This is a genomic window from Rhodococcus sp. WS1 (assembly GCF_003797745.1).
GTDB classification, from domain to species: domain Bacteria; phylum Actinomycetota; class Actinomycetes; order Mycobacteriales; family Mycobacteriaceae; genus Rhodococcus_F; species Rhodococcus_F erythropolis.
Map to the genome: position 1 here is coordinate 1,785,911 of NZ_RKLZ01000002.1, position 25,068 is coordinate 1,810,978.

29 protein-coding genes are annotated in these 25,068 nt (G+C 62.3%); 15 read left to right on the top strand and 14 right to left on the bottom strand.

Annotated elements, in window-relative coordinates:
• Window positions 1-51: 51 nt before the first annotated feature.
• The 3 genes from EEB12_RS21040 to EEB12_RS21050 form a co-directional block, all read right to left on the bottom strand.
• Window positions 52-678, bottom strand: a complete 627-nt coding sequence (locus EEB12_RS21040; protein ID WP_003940303.1) for a superoxide dismutase — start codon at window positions 676-678, stop codon at window positions 52-54.
• The gene (locus tag EEB12_RS21045) at window positions 671-1,243 is read right to left on the bottom strand and encodes a flavin reductase (protein ID WP_020970650.1); all 573 of its coding nucleotides are present in this window, start codon (window positions 1,241-1,243) and stop codon (window positions 671-673) included. Before EEB12_RS21045 ends, EEB12_RS21040 begins: the two co-directional genes overlap by 8 nt.
• 105 nt (window positions 1,244-1,348) lie before the next feature.
• A complete protein-coding gene (locus EEB12_RS21050) occupies window positions 1,349-2,194 on the bottom strand; it encodes an LLM class F420-dependent oxidoreductase (RefSeq protein ID WP_020908963.1) in 846 nt (281 codons plus the stop codon).
• A gap of 88 nt (window positions 2,195-2,282) precedes the next feature.
• Between EEB12_RS21050 and EEB12_RS21055 the strand changes: the two genes are divergently transcribed.
• The 5 genes from EEB12_RS21055 to EEB12_RS21075 all read left to right on the top strand — a co-directional run bounded on the left by EEB12_RS21055 (window position 2,283) and on the right by EEB12_RS21075 (window position 6,527).
• Window positions 2,283-3,194, top strand: a complete 912-nt coding sequence (locus EEB12_RS21055; protein WP_041815219.1) for a class I SAM-dependent methyltransferase — start codon at window positions 2,283-2,285, stop codon at window positions 3,192-3,194.
• Between the two features lie 243 nt (window positions 3,195-3,437).
• Window positions 3,438-4,295 (top strand): ABC transporter permease, encoded by an 858-nt coding sequence (locus tag EEB12_RS21060; RefSeq protein ID WP_021332086.1) that lies wholly within the window; start codon window positions 3,438-3,440, stop codon window positions 4,293-4,295.
• Window positions 4,292-5,407 carry an aliphatic sulfonate ABC transporter substrate-binding protein gene (locus EEB12_RS21065; RefSeq protein WP_069145662.1) on the top strand — a complete coding sequence of 372 codons (1,116 nt, stop codon included), beginning with the start codon at window positions 4,292-4,294 and terminating at the stop codon, window positions 5,405-5,407. Before EEB12_RS21060 ends, EEB12_RS21065 begins: the two co-directional genes overlap by 4 nt.
• A complete protein-coding gene (locus EEB12_RS21070) occupies window positions 5,391-6,218 on the top strand; it encodes an ABC transporter ATP-binding protein (protein WP_141488448.1) in 828 nt (275 codons plus the stop codon). The genes EEB12_RS21065 and EEB12_RS21070 overlap by 17 nt, the downstream gene beginning before the upstream one ends.
• An 81-nt stretch (window positions 6,219-6,299) precedes the next feature.
• On the top strand, window positions 6,300-6,527 hold the full coding sequence (locus EEB12_RS21075) for a hypothetical protein (protein WP_021345436.1): 228 nt from the start codon (window positions 6,300-6,302) through the stop codon (window positions 6,525-6,527).
• A 23-nt stretch (window positions 6,528-6,550) separates the two neighbouring features.
• On the opposite strand, the gene EEB12_RS21080 is transcribed toward EEB12_RS21075, so the two are convergent.
• The 6 genes from EEB12_RS21080 to EEB12_RS21105 all read right to left on the bottom strand — a co-directional run bounded on the left by EEB12_RS21080 (window position 6,551) and on the right by EEB12_RS21105 (window position 11,218).
• Entirely contained in the window at window positions 6,551-6,739 is a 189-nt protein-coding gene (locus EEB12_RS21080; protein WP_003940277.1) for a helix-turn-helix transcriptional regulator, read from the bottom strand.
• The gene (locus tag EEB12_RS21085) at window positions 6,739-7,149 is read right to left on the bottom strand and encodes a hypothetical protein (protein WP_042952826.1); all 411 of its coding nucleotides are present in this window, start codon (window positions 7,147-7,149) and stop codon (window positions 6,739-6,741) included. Before EEB12_RS21085 ends, EEB12_RS21080 begins: the two co-directional genes overlap by 1 nt.
• Window positions 7,150-7,239: 90 nt before the next feature.
• Window positions 7,240-7,758 carry a GNAT family N-acetyltransferase gene (locus tag EEB12_RS21090; RefSeq protein WP_141488449.1) on the bottom strand — a complete coding sequence of 173 codons (519 nt, stop codon included), beginning with the start codon at window positions 7,756-7,758 and terminating at the stop codon, window positions 7,240-7,242.
• Window positions 7,759-7,777: 19 nt separating this feature from the next.
• Window positions 7,778-8,656, bottom strand: a complete 879-nt coding sequence (locus tag EEB12_RS21095; protein ID WP_141488450.1) for an SDR family oxidoreductase — start codon at window positions 8,654-8,656, stop codon at window positions 7,778-7,780.
• Window positions 8,653-10,209, bottom strand: a complete 1,557-nt coding sequence (locus EEB12_RS21100; RefSeq protein WP_141488451.1) for a flavin-containing monooxygenase — start codon at window positions 10,207-10,209, stop codon at window positions 8,653-8,655. The genes EEB12_RS21095 and EEB12_RS21100 overlap by 4 nt, the downstream gene beginning before the upstream one ends.
• A 13-nt stretch (window positions 10,210-10,222) precedes the next feature.
• Window positions 10,223-11,218, bottom strand: coding sequence for a patatin-like phospholipase family protein (locus tag EEB12_RS21105; RefSeq protein WP_141488452.1), 996 nt, complete (start codon window positions 11,216-11,218; stop codon window positions 10,223-10,225).
• Between the two features lie 130 nt (window positions 11,219-11,348).
• Here EEB12_RS21105 and EEB12_RS21110 point away from each other — a divergent pair, with 130 nt between their 5' ends.
• The gene (locus tag EEB12_RS21110; RefSeq protein WP_019745124.1) at window positions 11,349-11,939 is read left to right on the top strand and encodes a TetR/AcrR family transcriptional regulator; all 591 of its coding nucleotides are present in this window, start codon (window positions 11,349-11,351) and stop codon (window positions 11,937-11,939) included.
• Here the strand turns inward: EEB12_RS21110 and EEB12_RS21115 are convergent.
• The gene (locus EEB12_RS21115) at window positions 11,875-12,999 is read right to left on the bottom strand and encodes an alpha/beta hydrolase (protein WP_258537170.1); all 1,125 of its coding nucleotides are present in this window, start codon (window positions 12,997-12,999) and stop codon (window positions 11,875-11,877) included. The two genes, EEB12_RS21110 and EEB12_RS21115, sit on opposite strands and share 65 nt — an antisense overlap.
• A gap of 19 nt (window positions 13,000-13,018) precedes the next feature.
• Between EEB12_RS21115 and EEB12_RS21120 the strand changes: the two genes are divergently transcribed.
• The 3 genes from EEB12_RS21120 to EEB12_RS21130 are packed head-to-tail and all read left to right on the top strand — an operon-like array spanning window position 13,019 to window position 15,029.
• The gene (locus EEB12_RS21120) at window positions 13,019-13,783 is read left to right on the top strand and encodes an MBL fold metallo-hydrolase (protein ID WP_047889619.1); all 765 of its coding nucleotides are present in this window, start codon (window positions 13,019-13,021) and stop codon (window positions 13,781-13,783) included.
• Entirely contained in the window at window positions 13,780-14,427 is a 648-nt protein-coding gene (locus tag EEB12_RS21125) for an alpha/beta fold hydrolase (protein WP_019745121.1), read from the top strand. The genes EEB12_RS21120 and EEB12_RS21125 overlap by 4 nt, the downstream gene beginning before the upstream one ends.
• Window positions 14,428-14,477: 50 nt before the next feature.
• Entirely contained in the window at window positions 14,478-15,029 is a 552-nt protein-coding gene (locus tag EEB12_RS21130; RefSeq protein WP_020970638.1) for an SRPBCC family protein, read from the top strand.
• Window positions 15,030-15,033: 4 nt separating this feature from the next.
• Here the strand turns inward: EEB12_RS21130 and EEB12_RS21135 are convergent, their stop codons facing one another.
• Entirely contained in the window at window positions 15,034-16,104 is a 1,071-nt protein-coding gene (locus EEB12_RS21135) for a LacI family DNA-binding transcriptional regulator (RefSeq protein WP_141488454.1), read from the bottom strand.
• Between the two features lie 159 nt (window positions 16,105-16,263).
• On the opposite strand from EEB12_RS21135, the gene EEB12_RS21140 reads away from it, so the two are divergent.
• Both EEB12_RS21140 and EEB12_RS21145 read left to right on the top strand, forming a co-directional pair.
• The gene (locus EEB12_RS21140) at window positions 16,264-17,436 is read left to right on the top strand and encodes an acyl-CoA dehydrogenase family protein (RefSeq protein ID WP_029256136.1); all 1,173 of its coding nucleotides are present in this window, start codon (window positions 16,264-16,266) and stop codon (window positions 17,434-17,436) included.
• Window positions 17,433-18,581, top strand: coding sequence for a CaiB/BaiF CoA transferase family protein (locus tag EEB12_RS21145; protein ID WP_141488455.1), 1,149 nt, complete (start codon window positions 17,433-17,435; stop codon window positions 18,579-18,581). The genes EEB12_RS21140 and EEB12_RS21145 overlap by 4 nt, the downstream gene beginning before the upstream one ends.
• Window positions 18,582-18,636: 55 nt before the next feature.
• On the opposite strand, the gene EEB12_RS21150 is transcribed toward EEB12_RS21145, so the two are convergent.
• A complete protein-coding gene (locus EEB12_RS21150; protein ID WP_003939765.1) occupies window positions 18,637-19,638 on the bottom strand; it encodes an NADP-dependent oxidoreductase in 1,002 nt (333 codons plus the stop codon).
• A gap of 111 nt (window positions 19,639-19,749) precedes the next feature.
• Here EEB12_RS21150 and EEB12_RS21155 point away from each other — a divergent pair, with 111 nt between their 5' ends.
• Window positions 19,750-20,673 carry an alpha/beta fold hydrolase gene (locus EEB12_RS21155; protein ID WP_113682484.1) on the top strand — a complete coding sequence of 308 codons (924 nt, stop codon included), beginning with the start codon at window positions 19,750-19,752 and terminating at the stop codon, window positions 20,671-20,673.
• Window positions 20,670-21,101 carry a nuclear transport factor 2 family protein gene (locus EEB12_RS21160; RefSeq protein ID WP_046379194.1) on the top strand — a complete coding sequence of 144 codons (432 nt, stop codon included), beginning with the start codon at window positions 20,670-20,672 and terminating at the stop codon, window positions 21,099-21,101. Before EEB12_RS21155 ends, EEB12_RS21160 begins: the two co-directional genes overlap by 4 nt.
• A 32-nt stretch (window positions 21,102-21,133) precedes the next feature.
• Here the strand turns inward: EEB12_RS21160 and EEB12_RS21165 are convergent, their stop codons facing one another.
• Window positions 21,134-21,907, bottom strand: a complete 774-nt coding sequence (locus EEB12_RS21165; RefSeq protein ID WP_069145667.1) for an SDR family oxidoreductase — start codon at window positions 21,905-21,907, stop codon at window positions 21,134-21,136.
• A 213-nt stretch (window positions 21,908-22,120) separates the two neighbouring features.
• Here EEB12_RS21165 and EEB12_RS21170 point away from each other — a divergent pair, with 213 nt between their 5' ends.
• The gene (locus tag EEB12_RS21170) at window positions 22,121-23,047 is read left to right on the top strand and encodes a hypothetical protein (protein WP_141488456.1); all 927 of its coding nucleotides are present in this window, start codon (window positions 22,121-22,123) and stop codon (window positions 23,045-23,047) included.
• Here the strand turns inward: EEB12_RS21170 and EEB12_RS21175 are convergent.
• Window positions 23,035-23,646, bottom strand: coding sequence for a phosphoribosylanthranilate isomerase (locus tag EEB12_RS21175; RefSeq protein ID WP_029536967.1), 612 nt, complete (start codon window positions 23,644-23,646; stop codon window positions 23,035-23,037). The two genes, EEB12_RS21170 and EEB12_RS21175, sit on opposite strands and share 13 nt — an antisense overlap.
• Window positions 23,647-23,732: 86 nt before the next feature.
• Here EEB12_RS21175 and EEB12_RS21180 point away from each other — a divergent pair, with 86 nt between their 5' ends.
• Window positions 23,733-25,034 (top strand): alpha/beta hydrolase, encoded by a 1,302-nt coding sequence (locus EEB12_RS21180; RefSeq protein WP_019745110.1) that lies wholly within the window; start codon window positions 23,733-23,735, stop codon window positions 25,032-25,034.
• Window positions 25,035-25,068 lie beyond the last annotated feature (34 nt).

A 25,068-nucleotide genomic window follows, 5' to 3' on the forward strand; every position in this document is an offset into this window, starting at 1 on the left:
GTGCCGAGCTGGGCTGATCGGGGTGATATGGCAGTGATCGGGTGGGGACGATCAGGCGGGGACGATCAAGCCGGTCGAGGCTGTGGCCGTCGCGTATCGCTGTGCAACGTCTTCCCAGTTGATGACGTTCCAGTAGGCCTTTACGTAGTCGGCCTTGACGTTCTTGTACTGCAGGTAGAAGGCGTGCTCCCACATGTCGAGCATGAGCAACGGAACGATACCGATGCTGATGTTGCCCTGCTGGTCGGTGAGTTGCTCGATGACCAGGCGCTGCCCGACCGTGTCGTAGGCCAGTACCGCCCAGCCGGACCCCTGCAAAGTCGTTGCTACAGCGGAGAAGTGGTTGACGAATGCGTCGAAGGTACCGAAGTGCTCGTCGATCGCGGCTGCCAACTCGCCTTCTGGTCGCTCACCGCCGTTGGGGGAGAGGTTCTTCCAGAAGATCGAGTGATTGGTGTGGCCGCCGAGGTGGAAGGCGAGGTTCTTGCTGAGCAGCGGCGCCTTCGCAGTGATCGTGCCGTCTTCGCGTGCAGCAGCCAACTGCTCGATTGCGCTGTTGGCGCCCGCCACGTACGTGGCGTGGTGCTTGCTGTGGTGCAGTTCCATGATCTCGCCGGAGATGTGCGGTTCGAGCGCGGCGTAGTCGTAGTCCAGCTCGGGGAGAACGTATTCAGTCATGTGACATGCCTTCCTTTGAGGAAATGTTGTGAGACGAGAGATTTCGATAGGTTCGATCGTGATAGACGAGCGGCGCTGACACGTGCTGCGGATCGATGACGTCGACGACGCGCGCGGTGACAATCACTGCGGAGCCACACGTCGTGGCATTCAAGGGAACCGCCCGCAAGGCGTGGCCCGTGCCGTGCAGGAATGGTTCACCCGTCGACAGAAACGACCAGCGCATGTCGTCTCCGAAGCGGACAGCGCCGCGGGTCGCGAACGTGGCCGCCAGTCGCGCGTTCGCCGAATTTGCCAGGTGAACAACAAAACTGCTTGCGGAAGCAATGACGCTCGCAGAACCACGCAACGACTGCAGTGAGAACGCCAGAACTGCCGGATCGGCGCTGATCGAGATCACCGAAGACGACGTGATGCCGGCTGGGCCGTCATTGCCCGTCGCGGTGATGATCGAGACGCCGGCGGGATGATTTCGGAATGCCTCGACGAATGCGCTTCGGATGGACGGCGCCGAATCAACAGCGACGTCCGAAACAGGTTGGGTGCCAACCAGTTTTGTCGTCACACTTAGCACCTCTTCTGACTCGAGTTTTGCTGTCGTTGCACTGTCTTGTGCAATACCGACGTTAAAACCTCAAGTGCAGTTGAGGTCAAGGTGCTGTGGCGGACCTCACCGTCCGAGCTTGGCTGCCAGACGTTCCATGTATCCGACCACCTCTTCGGGGCTCTTGTCCGGAGTGCCGAACATCGCCTCCGTGACGCCGATATCTGCCCAGTGGGCGAGCTTCTCCGGATCGGGTTTGCCTGCCAGGACGGTTATTTCAGGCTCGCCGACTCTACCTGCTTCGGCCCAGATCTTTCGGAGCAGTTCCACGTTTCCGTCGATCTCCTGCTCGATGGGTGTGGTGATCCACCCGTCGGCAGACTTTGCGATCCACTTGAAAGTCTTCTCGTTACCGCCACCGCCCAAGAGGATGGGCGGACGGGGCTTCTGAACTGGCTTGGGCCAGGCCCAACTTGGCCCGTACTTCACGAATTGGCCGTCGTACGAAGCTTCTTCCTTCGACCACAGTTCACCCATGGCTTCGAGATACTCGCGGAGTGCGGTCCGGCGTTTGTTGGGCGGTACGCCGTGGTCGGCGAGTTCCTCTGCATTCCAGCCGAATCCGACTCCGAAAACCACGCGTCCGTCGGAAAGATGGTCCAGCGATGCGATGGTTTTCGCGAGAGTGATCGGATCGTGTTCGAGGGGGAGGGCCACCGAGGTGCCCAATCGGATGGTGCTCGTGACCGACGCGGCGGTGCCGAGGGCAACCCAGGGGTCCAGTGTGCGCATGTAACGGTCGTCGGGCAATTCTGCCGACTGGGTTCCGGGGTGATCGGAATCCCTCGATACGGGGATGTGAGTGTGCTCCGGAACGTAGAAGGCGTCGAATCCATTCGCCTCCGCAGCCTTTGCTGCATCGGCAGGGCGGATGCCGCGATCACTGGTGAACAGGCTGAGTCCGTAGCGCACTGGTTCTCCTTCGATGGTCCGTCGAAAAACTGTAACCTGTTGCATCTTCGTTCGGATAGGTTTCCAGCCCAGTAAATCGATTGCCGACGTGACCGGGGGCGTGGTGAACTCGGGCGGAGTTGTTGTGGGCCGAGAGGTGGATGCAGTAGAGATGGATGTAGCGGAGATGAATCGGTTGTCGTGGAATGCGGCGACCGTCGCTCACAACAGTCACAAAGGTGACCAAGCACAGTTCTTTCGCAACGGCGGGTCGACCTTGTTTCCGGAAGAAGTGGCGCTGCTCGGCGAGATCGACGGTTCCTCGATTCTTCATCTGCAGTGCAATTCCGGTCAGGATTCGTTGAGTTTGGCTGCTCTCGGTGCCGCGGTGACCGGCGTCGACATCTCGGATTCTGCGATCGACTTCGCCCGAACATTGTCTGCGGAATCCGGCATTGCCGCCGATTTCGAGCGAGCGGATGTATCTGCGTGGCTCCGAGATGCCGGCGCTACCGGGAGGAAGTTCGATCGAGTCTTCTCTTCGTACGGAACGGTGATCTGGTTACCCGATCTCGACGAGTGGGCCGAGGGGATTGCCGGTGTTCTGGCGCCGAACGGTCGATTCGTTCTGGTGGAGTTTCATCCGTTTGCCATGTGTTTCGACGAGAAGTGGTCGCTGACATACCCGTACGGAGGCGGGACTCCCGTGACCGAACCCGGTGGCGTCGGCGACTACGTGGCAGATTCAGCCGATCTCGTCTTGCCGGGCGCTCAGGGAGACGGAGTCGAGAACTTCGAAAATCCCTTCCCTTCATGTGAATTCAACTGGTCCATCGCCGAGGTGCTCGGCGCCCTGCGGCGTGCCGGATTGACGCTCGAGTCCTTCGACGAGTACCCGTACGCCAACGGTTGGCAAGGATTCGAGGAGATGGCAGAACTCGGTGGCAAGCGTTGGGGAGTCCCGGCCGGACGACCAGAGATACCGCTGATGTATTCGCTGTCTGTTCGCTTGGCCGACTGACGCCTATTTCCCCCGCATTTGCGGGTAATTGCAGACACAGGTAGTAATTACCCCCATGCCCACGACGCCACTGACACGACGCATCGCCGTCGACCTGTGCCGTCTTGGTGCCAACTGCTGTTGCTGTTGATTCCTTCCGACTCTCCTGAGTGAGAACGGCGCCGCTCTGTGCGCCTTCGCCCCTGCATGTGCGCTCGTTGCTGCATGTGTGCCGGAATTTCCGTACGTCGAGGAAGAACAGCGATGTCGACTCCTGTCGAAGCAATAGAACCAACACCAGTCGCGGAACCGAACCGTGAACCGCGTCGGCCGTGGACTTCGAGTGTGACCACTGTCGGACTGCCGGTGCTCTCAGTGATCGCATTCTTGGCCTTGTGGCAGGTCGCCGCGGCGAGCGGCACCTGGAGTGAGACCTTCGTGCCCTTTCCGAGCACGGTCTGGCATGCCTTCGTCAACACGATGACCACACACGACGGAGTGCGTGGCTACCAGGGGTATTTGCTCTGGGAGCACCTCTACATGACGCTGCGACGGGTGCTGGTCGGTGTGATCATCGGCGTCGGATTGGGCGTGATCCTAGGTTTGGCAATGGGATCGGTGACATGGCTGCGGAGCCTGCTCGAACCGTGGTTGACCTTCCTGCGGGCACTGCCGCCCTTGGCGTACTTCTTCCTGCTGGTGATCTGGCTGGGAATCGACGAGGCGCCGAAGATCACGCTTCTGGCGTTGGCTGCGCTACCGCCGGCAGCAGTGGCCACCACAGCTGCTGTTGTCGCGGCACCCGTCGGGCTGGTCGAAGCTGCCAGGGCGCTGGGAGCCTCACGGGCACAAGTGATCCGAGACGTGGTTGTCCCGTCGGCGCTGCCTGAAACTTTCACGGGCATTCGCTTGTCGGTGGGTATGGCGTACTCGTCAGTTGTCGCGGCCGAATTGTTCAACGGCATCCCCGGAATCGGCGGAATGGTCAAGGATGCAAGCAATTACAACAACACTCCGGTAGTGCTGGTGGGGATCTTCGCCATCGGATTCTCCGGTTTGATCATCGACGGACTGTTGCGGGCTGCTGAGCGCCGCGCCGTTCCCTGGAGGGGAAAAGTATGACCGACAATGAGATATATGGCAGCATTTCCGAGCCCAGCGGCAATCTGAAGCGCAACAGCAATCCGAACCGCAACGAGGGAAGGGCTTCCCGGACGGCGTTCACGGTGCTGATCGGCGTTCTTGCCCTTGTTCTCGGTGCGTGCTCGGTGGATCATTCGGGCCAGGATTCGTCCAAGGAAACGATCCGTATCGCTTACCAGTCGTTCCCGAGCGGCGACTTGATAGTCAAGAACAATCGCTGGCTCGAAGACGCACTGCCCGAGTACAACGTGAAGTGGACGAAGTTCGATTCGGGAGCCGACATCAACACCGCCTTCATCGCCGGTGAAATCGATTTCGGCGCAATCGGTTCGAGTCCGGTTGCTCGTGGCCTCTCGGCACCGCTGAACATTCCGTACCAGGTCGCGTTTGTTCTCGACGTGGCCGGCGACAACGAAGCCCTGGTGGCGCGCAACGCAACCGGAATCAAGACCGTCGCAGATCTGCGTGGCAAGAAAGTGGCCACGGCATTCGCCTCGACCGCGCACTACAGTCTGCTGGCAGCACTGAACCAGGCCGGACTCAGTGCCGACGACGTCCAGTTGGTGGATCTCCAGCCGCAAGCATCCCTCGCTGCCTGGCAGCGAGGTGACATCGATGCCGTCTACACCTGGTTGCCCACGCTCGACGAGCTCCGTAAGGACGGAACACAGTTGATCGCCAGCCGCGAGCTCGCGACGGCTGGAAAGCCGACACTCGATCTTGGTGTGGTGTCGACCGCGTTTGCCAAGGACCACCCCGAGATCGTCGACACCTGGCGAAAGGTTCAGGCCCGCGCGCTCACGACAATCGCCACAGACCCGGACGCGGCAGCGGAAGCTGTTGCCGCGCAATTGGGCGCCTCGAAGGAAGACGCGGCAGCGCAGCTGAAGCAGGGAGTGTTCCTCACTCCCGAGCAGATCTCCTCGCCGGAATGGCTGGGCACCGAAGGCGCTCCCGGGAATCTTGCAGTGAACCTGCAGAGTGCAGCGCAATTTCTGGCCGAGCAGAAGCAGATCGACAGTGTGCCTGATCTGGCGGTCTTTCAGAATGCTCTCTATGTGAAGGGGCTTCCCGATGTCCTTGACCAGTAGCGAGACCGCACAGCAGGCCGCGGGAGGATTCGCTGCCGACCGCCCGGGCGCGATCCGAATCGACACCGTCTCGCACAAGTACGGCCACGGTCGAGCGTCCGTCACGGCACTCGGGCCGGTATCGATCGACGTCGCCCCTGGTGAGTTTCTGGTCCTCGTCGGAGCGTCGGGTTGCGGCAAGAGCACGTTGCTGCGGCTGATTGCGGGTTTCGAAAATCCTTCCAGTGGAACAGTTCAGGTATCAGGATCCGACCCGATTCCCGGGTCGAGTGCCGGCGTGGTGTTTCAGCAACCACGACTGTTTCCGTGGAAATCGGTGGGCGGCAACATCGATCTGGCACTCAAATATGCCGGGGTGACGAAGAGCGATCGCGGGCGAAGGCGCGACGAGCTTCTCGACCGCGTCGGTCTGGGCGGCACAGCGGACCGGCGTATCTGGGAAATATCCGGCGGGCAGCAGCAGCGGGTGGCAATTGCCCGGGCCTTGGCGGCCGAAACGTCGTTGCTGTTGCTGGACGAGCCCTTTGCCGCATTGGACGCCCTCACTCGCGAGCGTCTGCAGGAGGACCTCCGCAGTGTCAGTGCCGAATCGGGGCGAACAAGTGTCTTCGTCACTCACAGTGCCGACGAGGCGGCCTTTCTCGGCTCCCGCGTCGTAGTTCTGACAAGCCGGCCCGGCAAGGTCGCGCTGGACCTGAAAATCGATCTGCCACGAACCGGCGTCGATCCCGACGATCTCCGAGGCTCACCCGAATACGCGGCATTCCGAGCCGAAGTCGGCCATGCGGTCAAGGTTGCTGCTGCAGCGTAGGTACCCTGCGCGTCGACTACCAGGTGGCCGCGTCGATAATAGGAAGGAGAACGTGCAGGACACGACGAACAAGGAGTGGTCATGGCAACTGAGGTGGAGTCCGGTGACCTCGTGCAGGCAGCCGGCCATGCGGGTCCGTGGACGGTAGTCGAAGTTCGCCAGGGCATGGCGTTGCTCGAACACAGTGACGGGCACAGGTTGTCGCGTCGAACGACGACGTTGACCGTCGTCCGCAAGGGCTCGGGCAAGAAGACGACGGCGGTCGACGACGGGAAAGACGAAAACGGGTCGCCTACCCTGTTCGACTGATCTTCTGTCAGCCCGAGACGGCGTCAGCTGGAGAAAATGTCGTCGACGCGTTTGTCGAAGTACTCGGCGATTCGGAACGCCAGCGACAGACGCGGGTCGAAGTGTCCCTTCTCGATCGAGATGACGGTTTGGCGCGTGATTCCGAGTGCGTCGGCGCAGGCTTGTTGTGACAATCCCGCCGCCGTCCTGAGTTCTTGAAGATTGTTGCGCATCAGATCTCGATCGTGGGGGCGCGGTCCCTCGACACCGCCCAGTACCGAATTCCGAAGTCGACCAGGCCGAGGGCAGTGAAGATCAGGAGCGGCAGTTCGGGAGCGCCGAAGACATTGTGCGCGATCAGCGCGATTCCCATGGCAGTGATCAAGTCTGTGAACGCGCCGAATCCGGCCTTGCGACTCCATTCTGTTTCGACGGTGTCCTCGGGATAGGCGGGAGCCTTGTTCTTTTCCGATGGGAAAAGGGCCCATACGGATCCGATGCAAGCCGGCGCCATGACGATTGCGAAGACGATGAACGTCAACGTCTTCTGGTCGCCGGCGGTCAGTGCTGCGAAAAAGCCGAGGGTCAGCGTTACTGCGACGCCGATGCCGATAACCAGGCTCCACCGTGCCGTGGTGCTCATGAAGCCTCCCGGATGTAAGAGTTCTTTGACAGGGTTGAGCGTAGATTCACGCACGCCGTATGTCAAAGAACTCTTACATCGCGCTTCGGGTCACGCGATTCCGAAAGGCGCTGCGTATGAAAACTTCCCCGTCTGATCAGCGCGATGTGTGGTGAGCGTTCTGATCTGAAAGTGAGCGCCCCACTCAGCTTCCGGAGACTCCACTCCGACGTCCGTGCTGGTGACGAATCCGAACCGCGGGTAGTACTCGGTGCTGCCCAAGAGTGCGATCAGCGGCACGTCCAGGGCGTCGCACGCGCCGACCACCGCGTGCATCAGTGCCGAACCAACCCCGCTGCGCTGGTTACCCGGGGTGACAGCCAGCGGGCCGAGGCCAACAGCCTCCACGGGACCTACCCATCCGCGTGTCCCGATCACGAAGCCGGCGATCTCACCGCCGGCTACGGCGACCAGCGACAACTTCGGTAAGTAGTCGTCCGAGGCGAAGAGTTGGCGTGTCAGTTCGATCTCGTAGGGAGTCTCGCCGGGCGGTGCCTGGTCGGCAAACGCCGCCCCGAGCAGTGAATAGATGGCGTCACGGTCGGAAGAAGTTTCGCGGCGGATGTACATGGCCACGAAACTACCCGGTTCACTTCGGATTGTGCTCCCCGTTTTCGGCCTGACGTGCCACTCGCTTTTCGTAGTCCGCACGCCCGTTCGGATCTACCGATGTCAGTGCGCGGCGATCGTCGATCACCCGGCGGCCGATGTTGATGATCCATTCGGGGACCAGTGCGTCGACGAGATCCCAGCCCGCAAGGTAACGGGGAACTGCAGTTTCGGCTCGCCGATGCGCGACCGTGTCGACGACGGCCTTGGCCACTACCTCGGGCTCAACCGTCGGCATTCCCTTTCCGAGTGGCACGCCTGACGAGAGGCCGGTTCGCACCGCGCTGGGCAGGATCGCGCTGACGCTGACCCCGGAATCTGCGAATTCGACACGGGCAGAAGCCGAAAGACCCACTGCGCCGAACTTGCTGGCGTTGTACACGGCCATCCCGGGTACCGGAAGTTTGCCTGCCATCGATGCGATGTTGACGACGTGCCCGCGTCGTCGATCCACCATGCCGGGCAACACGGCGCGCATCCCGTGAATAGGCCCCCAGACGTTGACGTCGAGGGTGACTCGACTGGTGGCGTCGGACTCGTCGAGGAAGCTGCCGAGCGGCATCACTCCCGCGTTGTTGACGAGAATGTCGATGTGGCCGAATTCGCCGATCACCTTGGAGACGAACACATCCCAGGAATCGCGTGAGGTGACGTCCAGCAGGTAACCGCGGGCACGTGGGCCGATGGACTCCGCTGTGTCGACGGCCGTCTCCTCGTCGAGATCGCCGACGCATATGAGTGCACCGCGAGTAGCGAACAACTTGGCTGTCGCCCGGCCGATTCCGCGGCCACCGCCCGAGATGACGACGACCGCTCCGTCGAGATCGATCGGGGGGTAGGTGGTGCCGAAGAGGCTCATGCGGTGTACTCCGGTTCCGGAATGGTGGTGGGCTCGGATGGCGTAGGTTCAGATGGCGTGGGTTCAGGGGGCGTGTTGTCTGACTCAGGGTTCGACGTGTGGTTGTAGGCATACGGATCGAAGTCCCGTAGCCGTCGACGCATGGCACCGGACGACCACGGCCAGTTGAAACTGTTGCGGCCGTTGACGTCGAAGAAATAGCTTTCGCAACCACCGGCGTTGTAGACCGTGGTCCCCAATGCCTCCTGAACCTGAGAGTTGAAGGCTGCCTGAACTTCCTCTCGCACGTCGATGGTCTGCCAGCCGTGACGACGGGCGTGGCCGATTGCCTGCGCCACATAGTTCAGTTGGGCTTCCAAGATCATGAATGCCGACGTGTGCCCGGTGCCGAGGCTCGGGCCCAGCAGGATGAACGCGTTGGGGAATCCACTGACGGCGGAACCGAAGTACGCCTGCGGGCTTCCCTGCCAATGATCGTCGAGTGATCGACCTTCTCCGTCGAATACCTTGGATGCGATTGGCATGTCGAGGATGTGGAAGCCGGTTCCGAAGATGATGGCGTCCACCTCCGCCTCCACTCCGTCGGCGCCGATCACGGTGTTACCGCGGATCTGCTCGACGGCGTTGGCATGGACGCTGACGTTGGGTTTGCCGAGGGCCGGATAGTACGAGTTCGACATGAGCAGTCGCTTGCAACCGAGGGTGTAATCGGGAGTCAATGCCTTGCGCAGCTTCGGATCGCGTACCTGCAGGCGCAATTGGGCTGACCCGAGTTTCTGCACGATTCGCAGAATCCACGGATTACGGAATCCCAATCCGAGCGCTTCCATGATTCCGTATTCGATGCTGCGCAAGGCTTTCTGTGCTCCCGGCACGAATCGCATGACGGACCTTTCGATCCGCGGTACGTAGTGATCGGGTTTGGGAAGAACCCATTGAGCGGTTCGCTGGTAGAGGTGAAGGGCGGAGACCTGGGAGACGATGCGCGGAACGAACTGGACTGCCGACGCTCCGGTTCCTACGACGGCGACGCGTTTTCCGGTCAGGTCGTAGTCGTGATTCCACTGCGAGGAATGAAACACCTCTCCCTCGAACGCTTCCAGTCCGGGGATCGCCGGTGTCAGGGGTTCGTTCCATGGGCCGGCAGCGGCTATCACGAAGCGAGCAGTCAGTTCGCCGCTGGAAGTTGTTATCTTCCACAGTGATTGCGACGCATCCCATCGCGCGGAGAGCATTTCGACCCCGAAGCGAACGTGTTTGTCGACTCCGTGCGTGCCCGCCGTGTTCTCGATGTATTCGCGGATCTCCGGTTGCTCCGCGAACAAGCGCGTCCAATCCGGATTGGCGGCAAAGGAGTACGAGTACAGACCGGATGGAACATCACAGGCGCACCCGGGATAGGTGTTGGCGCGCCAGGTTCCACCGAGGGAGTCGGCCTTCTCGAGGAGTGCGAAGTTGTCGATTCCGAGACGCTGCAGGTGGATAGCCGCGCCGATTCCGGAAATTCCACCGCCGATGATCACGACCTCGAAGTGGTCAGATTCGTTGTTCACTGAGTCTGCGCTTTCACTGGTGGGAACGAGTGGGCTGGAACGGGTGCACATCGAGTTCGCGCTTGACGCTCGCACGTGTTGTACGCAGCGATGATTCGAAGGTGGCGAGCCGTCGGCGGCCGTCCATGAAGTTGGCGCCCATCACGGCAAGGTCGTCGTCGGTGGCATCGATTCGTATGACTCTGGTACCCGCGGAGCGGACCAGTTCGATCTCCTGATCGAGCCCATTGGACATGGCATTGCGCAGGGCACCGCGTTCGATACGGGCGGCTCCGCGCGCCGGCCTCAGGGTTCGAGAAGCCATGGGCGCCAGTACAACCAGCTCGTCCAGTTGGAGGGGGAGCAGAAGATCTACCGAAGCCGTGGATGCGGCGCCGCCGTCGATGTACCTGACGCCGTCGATCGTCACGGGTGGAAACCAGCCGGGAATCGCCCATGACGCTCGGAGTGCTTCACCGACGGTCACTTTCGGAGCCCCCTGTGCCCCGAATGCGACCCGTCGCCCCGTTCTGTAGTCCATGGATACCATGTACGCGTTCGGATGTGGGAGCCACGAGTCGCCCGGAGCAAGTGATTCGGCGAGCGTAGTGAGCCAGGACGGGTCGCCGCCACCAACCGGTGCAATGCCGCTCATCCGGCTCAGAACCGGAAGGTCTCGACGCGTGAGGAGTCGTGGATTGCCGACGCCCAGTCTCGGAAGTGGTGGGAGCTTTCCGGGCGCCGACGCGATGTGGGTGAGGAGCTCGGGGCGTGCGGCGGCGTTGCCGAGTTGCATGGCAACCAACTCGTCGACACCGACTCCGCTGCCGAGCATCGTCACGAACTCGGCGCCGGCGGACGTCCCGATGATGGCTGTGGCTTCCCGTGGGTCCCAGTCGAGTGCATCCCGGACCGAGGCGAGCGCGGCAACAGTCCAGGCAAAACCGAGAGTGCCGCCGCAGCCGATGGCCAAGCCGCGTCTCGGTGCGCTGTTTTGGCGCACGGTGGTACCGGTCACATCTGAAGTCATGTTTCGGAGACTATCAGTATCCGAATAACGTTGGTACCCCAAAAATTAGTTTCAGTACTCCACTCGACGACCGTTCGCGGTATTCGGCTACCGTGGGAATCTCGATACCGAGGACCACTGGGAGGTTCCGATGGCGCGATTGACCAGGCAGGAAGCGCAGGCGTTGACCCGCGAGACCCTGTTGGCGACGGCCGTCGAGCACTTTCTCGATCGCGGATACGCCGCGGCCTCTCTCGATCAGATCGCCGAGGACGCCGGGTACTCCAAGGGGGCGGTGTACTCGAATTTCAAGAACAAGGATGAATTGTGTGCCGAAGTTCTCGGCCGGATCAGGCTGACCAAGGTCGGTGAGATCACTGCGCAACTCGGGGCGAAATCGACCCTCGACGATGCGGTGGCTGAATTCGCGCGGTGGGCCGAGCGAACAATCGGGGACCAGAGGTGGACGCTGCTCGAGGTCGAGTTCTCGGTGAGATCGCGGCACAGCGAGGACATTCGGGAGAAGATCGCGGCGGGTGCAGACCAGGTGCGCGGACTGATCGCCGGATTGGTCCAACACCTCACGGAATCCAACGGGGTGACGCCGACGCTGGATCCGGACGCAGCCGCGCTGCGAATGCTCAGCGTCGGAATCGGTTTGGGGCTACAGCGCGCAATCAGCCCAGAGCTTCCCGTCGATCCGCTGGTGGATACGGTGCGGGAGATTCTGTCGGGCGGCTGAGGAGTGCGCGGAGCATGCCGCCGATCTCGGCGACCGCTGCACGGGATCCGGCACTGGGCCCCAGAATGTTGACGAAGCCGTGGATGAAGCCGGGATAGCGTCGATCCGTGACGTGAACACCGTTGTCTCGCAATCGTGCTGCGTACGCTTCGCCTTCGTCTCGGAGTGGATCGAATCCCGCCGTGATCACGATGGCTGGTGGCAGTCCGGCCACGTCGGGGGCGCGTAGCGGCGATACCAACGGGTCGAGTCGATCGGCATCCTTGCCGAGGAAGCTGGACTCGTAGAAGTTCATATTGGCCTCGGTCAGGAAGAAGCCTTCACCGAACGTCGTTCTCGAGGGAGCCTTCTCGTGAAAGTCGGTAGCGGGGTAGATCAACAGCTGTGCTGCCGGTGGGGTCTTGCCGTCGTCGCGGGCACGCAACGCCACCGTCGCGGACAGGTGCCCGCCCGCACTGTCTCCACCGACAGCGATGCGTGTCGGGTCTGCCCCGAACTCTTCGGCGTGGTCGACAATATCCTGGTACGCGGCATAGGCGTCGTCTACCGGTGTGGGGAAAGCGAATTCGGGTGAAAGCCGGTAGTCGACCGAGATGACCCGTGCGCCGGAGGTCTCGGCCAACAGGCGACACGGAGCGTCGTGGGATTCGATGCCGCCCTGTACCCAGCCGCCGCCGTGGAAGTAGACGAGCAGAGCGCCGGTGTCGGCAGTCGGAACGTAGAGCCGGGCGCGGAGCGGGCCGTCGGCACCCGAAACGGAGATCTCTTCGGTGCGGACCTGCGCGGGTCTGCCGCCCATCATGATCGCGGTTCGGGTGAGATTGGCGCGAGCAGCGGCGAGTGACTGGGGATCGGTGGAATGTGAGGGGAGTGGCCGCGTCTTCGCGAGCGTGAGCAGCAGGTGAGCGTCGGCGTCGAGCGTGTTGCCCTCGATGACGACGGGTGGCCCGGTGATTCGACGTTTCACCGCGCTGGGCAGTGCGAATGCGGCTGCCACCAAGGATGCTTCGGCGCGATCTCGAATGCTGCGGCTGCTGGCCTGCTTCACGGATTCCGACACGTGGCGCACACTACCAAGCATGACTACTGCGGCACTGTCGATCACGCAGATCGAGAACACACATCTGGTTCGGTGCGGTCACGCCAATTGGGTCCTGGTCGAAGAGGGGGCCGATCTGACGTTGATCGACGGCGGATACCCGGCCAACGGCGCCGACGTCGAACGCTCGATCGAGCAGATCGGTCACCAGCTCGGGGATGTTCGGGCAATCCTCGTCACTCACGCGCATGTCGATCACATCGGTGGAATCGCGGACATCGTGACTCGGCTCCAGGTTCCGGTCCTGATGGATCCGTTGGAAGTGCCCCACGCGAAGCGGGAGTACCTGCAGCAGTTGTCGCCGGCCAAAGTTCCGTTGCTGTTGTGGCGGCGAGGCGCTCCGAAATGGCTACGCGACGTGATCGGAGCAGGCGCGTTGAAAGGCGCGGAACTGCCTCGAGCACAGGCCTTTGCGTCAGGTGGTGCGCTGGACGTTCCCGGTCGGATCGTACCGATTCCTACCCACGGGCATACCGACGGCCACAGCGCTTACCTTGTCCCCGAGGCAGGAGTCATCGCGTCGGGTGACGCTCTGGTGACCGGACATGCGACGTCGAGCGTCGCCGGACCACAATTTCTGGTGTGCCCCTTCAACCATGACCGTGGAGCGACGGACCAGGCGTTGGACAATATTGCCGCTGCGCCCGCCGGCGCGCTGTTTCCCGGACACGGGCCGGTCTACGAAGGCAGCTTGGCTGCCGCAGTCGAACAGGCCCGAGCGGGCCGGACAAGGATGCGTCCATGAGTACTGTCGAAACGGTCGACGAAGGCGCGGTGCACGGTTTCCTGCACCGCCCCGAGTCAGTGCCCGTCGCAACCCTGGCATTGACCCACGGCGCCGGAAGTAATTGCGACACTGTGCTGTTGCGTGCTGTCGCCGACGGCTTTGCTGCAGCAGGAGTGCAAGTTCTGCGCTTCGATCTCGCGTTTCGGGTGCGTCGAGCTTCGGGGCCGCCGCATCCGTCGCGTGCTGCGGAGGATCGCGCGGGCATTGCCGAGGTGATTACCGCTGTTCGCTCGGACTACTCGGTGCCCGGACCCGTTCTGCTCGGCGGACATTCGTACGGCGGTCGGCAGGCGTCGATGCTGGCAGCGGAGAACCCGGGACTTGTCGACGGCCTGGTCCTGCTGTCCTATCCACTGCATCCACCGAAGAAGCCCGAGAAGCTCAGAACCGAACACCTGCCCGACCTGAACTCACCCGCCGTTGTCGTCCACGGATCGAAGGACGAGTTCGCGACAACGGAGGAGATACAGGCAGCACTCGACCTGGTTCCCGCCGCGACACGTCTGGTGGAGTTCGAAGGAGCGCGACACGACTTGTCCGTGGTGAAATTTCCGGTGGTGGAGGCGACAGTCGCGGCCGCATCGGCTTTGTTCGTGTTCTGAACGCCGAGCGGGCAGTTGCCCGTGTCGGTGGTTCCTGGTGAGATCGAATCATGAGTGCCCAGCCGTATCAGCCCAGTGCCCTGTCCGACGTCACGGTGAGCGTCGACGGGGACGACACAGTCGTCAGCTTCCCTCGGGTGCTGCCGTATCCCGTCGAGAAGGTGTGGGAGGCGATCACCGACCCGGAGATGTTGGCGCAATGGACGCCGTACACCGCCGATCGGAATCTGAGCCGTACCGGTGACGCCGTGATCACCATGCTCACCGAGGACGGAGCCCCCGAAATGTCGCTGCCGGTCACCGTTCACGTTGTGGAGACCACTCGGCGGCTCGAACACGAGTGGGGCCCGGACGAATTGGTGTGGGACCTGACCTCGGTCGAGGGCGGCACCCGCGTCGTACTGACGCAGAGGTCGCGCGCCGAGGGGATGGCGTCGGCACTCGCTGCCGGGTGGCATTTGTGCTTCGACGTACTCGATGCCCTTCTGGCAGGCGAGCCCTTCGGACCGATCGTGGGCGAACGGGCGCGCGAGTACGGTTGGGACGCACTCAACTCCGGTTACGCGCGACAGTTGGGCATCGACGAATCTCAGGTTTGGTAGCCGCTCAGAGTTTGCGACTGGCAGGCTTTCTGGTGGAGGCTCGCACGATCAGTTCGACGGGAAGTTTCACGGATTCGACGTTCTTGCCGGAGATCAGTGCGAGTAGGTGCTCGAGCCCGGTCGCGCCGATCTTTCGGGCGGGAGACCTCACCGTTGTCAGGGGCACCGGCAGTTGCGAGACAACCGGGATGTCGTTGTAGCCGACCAGCGCAAGATCGTCGGGAATGCTCAACCCGAGATCACGGGCCACACCGAGTACTCCGATCGCGATGGTGTCGCTCACCGTGAAGACGGCGTCGGGGCGTGAATCTCCACCGAGCAATGTCGCCGCCGCATCGACACCCCCTTGAACTTCGAACTCGGACGCCACTATTCGGTTCGGCGGCAGTTCCAGACCGGCTTCGGTCAGGGCATCGCGGAAACCCGCGACGCGTTCCCGCGACGTGCTGGCGTGATCCGGCCCCGCGATCACTCCGAGATCGCGATAGCCGCAGTCCAGTAGATGCTTCCCCGCGAGGTAGCCGCCGAGTCGGTCGTCGCCGCTGACAAAGGGAAGACCTCGGGTCGGAGACGACGTCGCCGAGTCGATGTGCCGGTTCAGCAGCAGGATCGGGAGTGAGCGCAGGGGGAGCAAGTCGACGAAATCGGTACCCGGCAGGTGGATGCTGCTCAGCATGAGACCGTCGACCTGTCGGCTGACCAGGAACTCGACCGCTTTGCGCTGCGCGTCCAGATCGTCGGGTGGGCTGGAGAGCAGGACGGAGTACCCGGCTGCGGTGGCGGCTTCCTCGATGCCTTGGAACATCGTGGCCACCACGACGTCCGTCAGCCTCGGCATCACGACGCCGATGGTGGTGGTCTTGCGGGTACGCAGGCTGGCCGCCCACAGGTTCGGTTGGTAGCCGAGTTCCTCGGCAACCTGACGAACTCGGAGTGCGGAGTCGGACCAACCGTCGGCGGGCTCGGGCTGACGGAGGACCCGCGACGCCGTCGAGATGTGGACCCCGGCCTGGTCGGCGATTTCGCGCAGCGTTGGCGGACGGCCGTTGCTGCGGTTCGACGGATCGGGCGTCATCTGCGTCGAGGCTCCTGGTGTGCGTCGGTTCTGAGTTGGTTCTGAGTCGGTTGGCTGTCCGGGGATTGACGGGTGTGCAACCGGGCTCTACTCTAAGCGATGCAAACGATTGCGCAATCGTTCTCGCAAAGGATTGCGCCCGAGAACACTGGAGGCCCCGTGACCACGCCGCAGTCCCTGTCCGAGCTTTTTGCCATCGACACCCTGCTGGACGCCGAGGAGATCGCGATCCGCGACACGGTCCGCAAGATGGTCGACGATCGCATCCGCCCGCACATAGGTGAATGGTTCGAAGCGGCAGCACTGCCGGCGCGTGAGCTGGCCAAGGAACTGGGCGCGCTCGGCGTTCTGGGCATGCACCTCGAGGGCTACGGCTGTGCCGGAATGAGCGCCACGGCGTACGGGTTGGCCTGCCAGGAACTCGAAGCTGTCGATTCGGGCATTCGCAGCCTCGTCTCGGTCCAGGGCTCGCTCGCCATGTTCGCGATCCACCACAACGGAAGTGAAGAGCAGAAGGAAGAATGGCTCCCGCGGATGGCGGCGGGTGAAGCCATCGGTTGTTTCGGCCTCACGGAACCCGATTTCGGATCCAACCCCGGCGGTATGCGAACCAACGCCAAGCGCGACGGCGACGACTGGATCCTCAACGGCACCAAGATGTGGATCACCAACGGCTCCATCGCGGACGTCGCCGTGGTCTGGGCGCGAACCGAAGACGGCGTGCGCGGATTTGTCGTTCCCACCGACACTCCGGGATTCTCCGCCCCCGAGATCAAGAACAAGATGTCGCTGCGCGCGTCGGTCACCTCGGAACTGGTGCTCGAGGACGTGCGTCTTCCTGCCTCGGCGATGCTGCCCAAGGCACGCGGACTTTCCGGGCCCCTCGGCTGCCTCAACGAGGCACGCTTCGGCATCATCTTCGGCGCGATGGGCGCCGCACGTGACTGCCTCGAGACCGCGATTTCCTACGCGCGTGATCGCAAGGTCTTCGACAAGTCGCTCGCTGCGTACCAGATCACCCAGGCCAAGATCGCCGACATGGCAGTCGAATTGGGCAAGGGGCAGTTGCTTGCCATCCACCTCGGACGCCTCAAGGACGCCGGGACGGTTCGCCCCGAGCAGGTCAGCACCGGCAAGCTCAACAATGTCCGCGAGGCCATCAAGATCGCCCGTGAATGCCGCACCATTTTGGGCGCCAACGGCATCACGCTCGAGTACCCCGTGATTCGGCACGCCAACAACCTCGAATCCGTTCTCACCTACGAGGGCACCTCCGAGGTTCACCAGCTCGTGATCGGTCGCGCTCTCACCGGTGAAGAAGCGTTCCGGTGACGGTCGACGCTGTCGGAGCACTCGACGGGCTGGTGATCGCTGATTTCGGTCGCGTCCTCGCCGGCCCGTACGCCACGATGATTCTCGCCGACCTCGGCGCGGAGGTAGTCAAGATCGAACGTCCGGGTGTCGGCGACGACACTCGTAGTTGGGGTCCGCCATGGGTCGGGGACGAGTCGAGTTACTTCCTGTCGGTGAACCGCAACAAGAAGTCGGTCACTCTGGATCTGCGCGAGCAGGAGGATCTGGAGAGTGCGCGTGAGTTGGTTCGCGGCGCGGATGTAGTGGTTCAGAACTTCCTGCCGGGAACGATGGACCGGCTCGGATTGGGCTACGACTCTGTGCGAGAAATGAATCCGCGTGCGGTCTACTGCTCGATCAGTGGCTTCGGTAGCAACAACTCTCTGCCGGGATACGACCTGTTGATCCAGGCGGTGGGCGGATTGATGAGTATCACCGGCCCCGATTCCAAGACTCCCACCAAGGTCGGCGTCGCGGTGGTCGACGTCATCACGGGCCTACACGCCAGCGTGGGAATCCTTGCAGCGCTGCGCCATCGCGATCGAACGGGCGAAGGACAGCACGTCGAGGTCAATCTGTTGTCCTCGTTGCTCTCCGCGCTCGCCAACCAGTCGTCCGGCTACGTTGCCGCGGGCGTGGTGCCTCAGGCAATGGGCAATCGACATCCGAGCATCGCACCATATGAGGTATTCGACACCGCGGACCGTCCGCTGGTCCTCGCTGTCGGCAATGACCGGCAATTCGGTTCGTTGACAGAGGTTCTCGGAGTTCCCGAACTTGCCGCGGATGTGCGGTTCATCTCGAACCGGGATCGGGTCGCGCATCGAGAAGAGTTGTTCGATGCCGTCACTGCTGCATTGGCCAAGGGCACTGCAGACTCGTGGTTCGAGGCGCTGACCGAGCGAGGTGTCCCGTGTGGACCTCTCAACGACATCGCCGACGCGATAGCGCTGGCGGAGCGACTGAATCTCGATCCGGTGGTGTCCATCGACGACCCGCGTCGCGATGCACCGACCCGGCAGGTAGCCAATCCGATTCGGATGAGCGGCACACCGGCAACCTATCGGTCGGCCCCGCCGCGGTTGGGGGAGGACAGCGTTCCCACTCCGTCGGGAATCAGTTGACCCAAGCGAATCGGCCACCGGAATACCCGGTGGCCGATCTGCGTGTGTGGGTGACTCAGCTGACCTTCAGGACCAGCTTTCCGGTGTTCGCACCGGCGAAGAGAAGGTTGAGGCTGTCGCCGAACGCGTCGATACCCCCGTCGACGACGTGCTCGCGGGCAGTCAATTCGCCACTCTTGATCCACTTTCCGATCTGCTCCTGCGCTTCTGCGTAGCGATCGAGGTAGTCGAAGACCACGAAGCCGGCCATCGTGGCCCGATTGACGAGAAGTGACAGGTAGTGCGCGGGGCCTGGCTGAGGCTCGGTGGCGTTGTAACCCGCGATGGCGCCGCAGATGACCACCCGAGCGCCCAGGCGCAAACGGGAGAGAGCAGCGTCGAGAATTTCTCCGCCGACGTTGTCGAAGTACACGTCGATACCGTCGGGAGCGTTGGACTTGAGCGCCTTGTAGACGGATTCGTTCTTGTAGTCGATGGCGACATCGAAGCCGAGGTCCTCGGTGAGCCACGCGCACTTCTCCGGACCGCCGGCGATGCCGATGACCTTGCATCCGTGGAGCTTTGCGATCTGACCGACCAGGCTGCCGACCGCGCCCGCAGCACCGGATACGACGACGGTGTCACCGTCTTTCAGCTTTCCGACGTCGAGCAGTCCGAAATATGCGGTGACGCCGGGGAATCCGAGAGCTCCGAGCCAGGTCGGTAGGGGAGCGATCGATTCGTCGACCCGGGTCACGTCTGTTCCGTCGGACACTCCGTACTCGGAAGCGCCGAACGATCCCGCCACGATGTCCCCGACCTGGTAATCGGGGTGTTGGGATTCGGTGATGCGTCCGACGCCGTGGGCGCGCATGACGGAACCGAGCTTGACCGGCGGAACGTACGACTTGACGTCGTTGAGCCAACCGCGCATCGCGGGGTCGAGGGAGAGGTATTCGACCTTGACGACAAACTCACCCGGCCCGGCGGACGGGATCTCGGCGTCGACATATTCCCAGGTGGAAGCGTCGGGAAGTCCTGTCGGGCGGGCGGCGAGGCGTACTTGGCGGTTGGTCATCTCTCCCCTTCGGCGAAACGAATTGAACTTGAGGCCGGATTCAATATAGGTGATGGATCACGAACTGGGAAGAGTTGGATGAACCGATTGACGACTATGTATGTTCGATCGATGAGCAATGTCGTCGAAGACGCGCCTGGTTGGTTCACTCGGGCGCTGGAAGCGCCGGTCGAGACGGGGTCGGTGGAGGTCGAGGGCGCTTCGGTGCATTTTCGGGCTTGGGGGTCGGCAGGGCCGGGAATTGTGCTGATCCACGGCGGCGCAGCCCACAGTCGCTGGTGGGATCACATCGCGCCGCAGTTCGCCGAGGGGCGGCGCGTCGTCGCTCTCGACTTGACGGGCCACGGAGACAGTGACACTCGCGATGCCTACGCGATATCCCAGTGGGCTCGCGAGGTGCTGGCGGCGGCCGAGGCCGGGGGAATCGACGGCAAGCCGATTCTGGTGGGGCACAGTATGGGTGGGATTGTTTCCTTCGTGGCCTCGCATCTGCACGGCGAACTGTTGGACGGCGTTGTCATCATCGATTCGCCACTCAAGGCGCGGACGCCCGAAGAGGAGGCAGCTCGACGCCAGAATGCGTTCGGCCCCAAGAAAGTTTATCCCACCAGGGAAGACGCGATGGGTCGATTCCGCTTCGTTCCGCCCCAGGATTCGGGACTGCCTGCGGTGCGTGACCATGTGGCAGCCACGTCCATGGAGGAAGTCGATGGCGGTTGGTCATGGAAATTCGATCCGAACTTCTTTCTCCGAGTTGGCGCCGAAGATGTTCTCGACAGTGAACCGCGTTGCCGCGTAGCCTATTTCCGATCTGAGAACGGTATCGTGTCCGATCGACTCATGGAGCACATGCGCGGACTGTTCGGACCGGAGGCCATCGTGGCGGAGATTCCCGAAGCCGGCCATCACGTCATGATCGATCAGCCGTTGCAACTCGTGACCGGGGTGCGAACTGTGTTGAGTGCGTGGGCCGTCGCAAGTCAAGTGCCGGTAAATCAAGCGGCAGGTAACATCGAGGAAAGGGTAGAAGCATGAGCACGGAATTGACGCTCGAACCGAAAGTTGAAGCTGCACTGCAGTTGTGGCACACCATGATCGAAACCGGTGACCTGTCGGCACTACCGACCATTGTCGCGCCCGACGCGCAGTTCCGATCGCCCACCGGATTCAAGCCGTACCAGTCCGCGGATGCCGTTGTGCTCATTCTCAATACGGTGATCCAGGTGTTCGAGAATTTCGAGTACCACCGTCAGTTCGCCGGAGCCAACGGTCGGCAGGTCGTTCTCGAATTCAGTGCGAACATCGGAGACAAGAGCCTCAAGGGAATCGACATGGTCGAATTCGACGAGGACGGCAAGATCGTCGATTTCGAGGTCATGGTGCGTCCGGCCAGCGGGCTCGCCGCATTGGCTGCCGAGATGGGCCGCAGGCTCGGGCAGACGCTACCGACCTACAAGGCCTGACCTGAGTCCGGGCGCGGGCCCAGTCTGCCTGCTCAGCTGGTGCGGAATCCACCGTTGGAGTGAAGGAGTTGCCCTGTTATCCAGCCTCCGGCGTCGGACATCAGAAATCGAACGAGGTCTGCAGTGTCGCCGGGAGTACCCAGCCGGCCGGCAGGGGTCTGGAGGGTTGCGGCCTGTCTGATCTCCGGTGTCATCCATCCTGTGTCGATCGGTCCTGGGTTGATGACGTTTGCCCTTACGCCGCGTGATCCCAGTTCGACTGCGGCGGCGATGACGATGCGGTCGAGAGCGCCCTTGCTGGCCCCGTACGGAAGATTATGGGCCGCATGGTCGCTGGTGAGTGCGATGATCCGCCCGGTCACCTGACTGATTTCGCGTTGCTCCGGAAGGCGTTCAGCGAACGCTTTGATCAGCAGCCAAGAGGCGCGGGCGTTGACGGCGAAATGTCGTTCCCAGCTCTCGACGGTGGTATCGAGGATCGAGCTGTCGACGCTTTCGCAATGCGAGAGAACCAGCCCACGAAGGTCATTCCGCGATGCGGCAGCGTCAACGAGCTGTGCGGCCGCATCCGGCGAGGCCAGATCTCCGGGAACCAGGTCGACACGGCTCCCGAGTGCGCGACACTTCTCGGCAACGTCCTGCGGATCGTGCGCTCCGCGGACGAACCCGACGCGTTCGTCATAAGGCGCCCAGTAGCCGATCGTCAGATCCCAACCATCCTCGGCGAGACCCAATGCGAGGCTTGCTCCGATCGACTTGCTCCGGCCGACGCCGGTGATCAACACGGTCCCGCGCCTGTCAGACACTGCTCGCCTCCAGAGATGTCCTGCAATTCAAATGGGGTGAGGTCACTTCAGTTGGAAGCATCACTGTAGCGGGCGAGCTGTCGACTGTATCGAGCGAGCTGTCGCCGTAGGTGCCTCGACCTGACCAGTGTCTTGACACGGCGCTGGTCACAGCGTTTGACTGAGATGCAAGCTCGAGTTGATTCGCCGGACTGTGTCCCGGGAGGTTGACCTATGCGCGGCAATGGAATTGCAGGCAAGGCTTTCTCAGGCGAGGGCTGTAGGCGTGGACAAGAATCTCACCGAGCAAGGTCTCATCGCGGGACCGTCTCGGTTCTGGCTTTGGTTGGGGTGTGCGTACTTTCGTTTGTCACCACTCAGATGGCCGGCGCGCAACCGGTTGCAGAGAATGTCGATACCGGGTTCGTGATCCCTTTTGCCGGGGCACCGGTCTACGAGAGCGTCGCGCCCGCGCAGATGACTACTCCGGATCAACTCAACCAGTCGCTCGGTCAGCAGACTGCGGAAGAGATTGCCGCGCAGATCGGACTCGAGCCCGCTGACGCTTTGACCGAGGAGCAGTATCGCGACCTCATGGCCGGCGGTGGGGTCGGTGGCAATCTCGAGGATGCCGAGGTGATCGACGAATGCGCCCGGATTCTCACCAATACGAACGGGCGGCCCCTCTATTCCGGCACTACGCCGTCGGTTCTGGCCAGTTACGGGTTGTACGTGAATCCCGACGGATTGCTGGAGAGTCCGGCCAACGCGGATGCGCCGACGCGACAGGTGAATACGCTGATCGCCCCTGGCGGTTTCGTGGGCACCTGGTTGCGCAACAACGGTGCGACGCACACTCTGATTGCTCTCTATCAGTCGGCATACACGGTGCAGGCAGTCTACGGATTTGCAGCGCAACAGATTTCGGGAGCAGCGCAGCTGGTGACCAACACCAAAGGCGATGTGAGTTCGGAAGTCGGCATGTCGATGGCGCCGCCGCTCTGGATAGTGAACTTCGCACTGCTCTACATCTTGAAGCCGTCACTGGCGGCGGCCATGCCTGCGCACTGGGCTCCCATTCCGCCTGCCGTTGCCGACGCCGTGAAGGCGAGTCCCACCGGTCAAGTCGCCTTCAGTGACTACGCGTCCTATTTCGAGTGATCGGTCTGCCGGACAGCGCTGACGAACTTCTCGATCAAAGCGTGGTCCTTGACGCCCCTCGACGATTCGACGCCGCTGGAGACATCGACGCCCCAGGCACCGGTGGCATCCAGCGCGTCGCGCACGTTCTCCGGGGACAGTCCGCCCGCCAGGATCCACTGGCCGTGCGGGCGTGATTGCTGTTGTGCCCAGTTCCACGGCACCCCGGATCCGGCGTCGGCGCCGTCGATCAGGAGCTCGTCCTCACCGAGGTCGAGGTTGTAACCGTCGCGGACGTTGCTGGAGACAACAGCGCGGATGACAGTGAGGCCGGCGTCGTGCAAGCGCTGCACTTGCTCGGCGTCGACCAGATCGTGAATCTGCACGGTACGAAGACCGGTGATCGCGGCGATCTCGAGGACCTGATCGATCGGGTTGCCGAGAAAAACTCCGATTGCCCGGATGTGTTCGGGGATTCGTGCAAGAAGATCGACTGCGAGTGCGGGGTCGACTTTGCGGACGCTCTCGGCGAAGACGAAACCGATGGCGTCGACGCCCAGGCCCACCGCGAGGTCGACCGTGTCAGCGTCCCGCAGCCCACAGACCTTGATGAATGTCACCTGATACACAGTACTAGCGCCGTCGCCGTACCAGCGTCGTCGTCTAGCCTCGTGCGTGCGACATTTCTACGTGCGAGAGGCTTGACGTGGACTGGCTCTACCGAATCAGTTTGATCTCGGGACCACTGCCGGTGATCCTGACTGTGCTCGGGGTCCTGGGTGGTGTGTGGCTGCTCGGTTCGAACGTCCGCTGGTACTACCGCAGAGCGGTACCGATCGCGGGGCTGATCGCGCTGGTGATCATGATCGCCGTCTGGATCACCGTCGAAAAGGTGATCGTGCCGTTCCCGGATCCCATCGAGATGTCGATCTACGTGTGGATCGGAATCGGTATCTACGCGCTGCTACTTCTCGGGCCGCGAATCAAAGCGGGCGGAACCGTAGCCAAGGCGGCGCTGTCTGTGGTTGCGACTTTGCTGGTCATCGTCACCGCCGCGACGCAGATCAATCTGGTCTTTGCTGCCTACCCGACAGTGGGAATTGCCTTCGGACACGACGATTTCGACCGCATATCACTCAGCGAAGTTCCCGGTCCGACGGATCCTGTTGTCACCGGCGATCCCACCGACACGGTGTGGAAAGCGCCGGAAGGCATGCCGATTCGCGGACGAGTCACGACTTTGCCTGTTCCCGGAACGATTTCGGGATTCTCCGCGCGCGATGCCCAGGTGTATCTGCCGCCGTCGTACTTCACCAATCCGCGTCCGCTTCTTCCCGTGCTCGTGCTCATGGCCGGTCAGCCTGGCAAGCCGGAGGACTGGCTTCAGGGCGGAAAGCTGACCGCGACAATGGATGCTTTTGCCCGGGATCACGAGGGGTTGGCTCCGGTCGTAGTGATAGCCGATGGAACAGGTTCGCAGATGGCCAATCCGCTGTGCACCGACTCGTCGCAGGGCAAGGTCGGCACGTATCTGGCAAAGGACTTGCCCGCTGCGGTGGCGAATGCGTTCCAGATCGACACGAACCCGAGGGCGTGGGCCATCGGTGGCCTCTCTTACGGTGGTACTTGCTCACTGCAGATGGCTACCAACTACCCCGACGTGTATCCGACGTTCCTCGATCTCTCCGGTCAGTTGGAGCCCTCGCTCGGTGACCGACAGCGAACCGTCGACGAGATATTCGGCGGCGACGAGGCGGCATTCGTGAAGGTGAATCCGATGGACCTGCTGGCGACCCGGAAGTTCCCGAACTCGGGCGGAGTGTTTGTGGTCGGAACAGATGACAACGAGTTCAAGCCCGGCCAGCAAAAGGTGTACGAAGCGGCCAAAGCGGCCGGAATGGACGCCAGGTATCTCGAGCTTCCCGGTGGTCACAGCTTTTCGGTGTGGTCGGCCGGCGTCGAGCAGGAGCTGACGTGGATCTCGCAGCGAATGGGACTGATCAGCTGAATCCTGTTCCGGTTTTGGAACGTGTTCTATATTC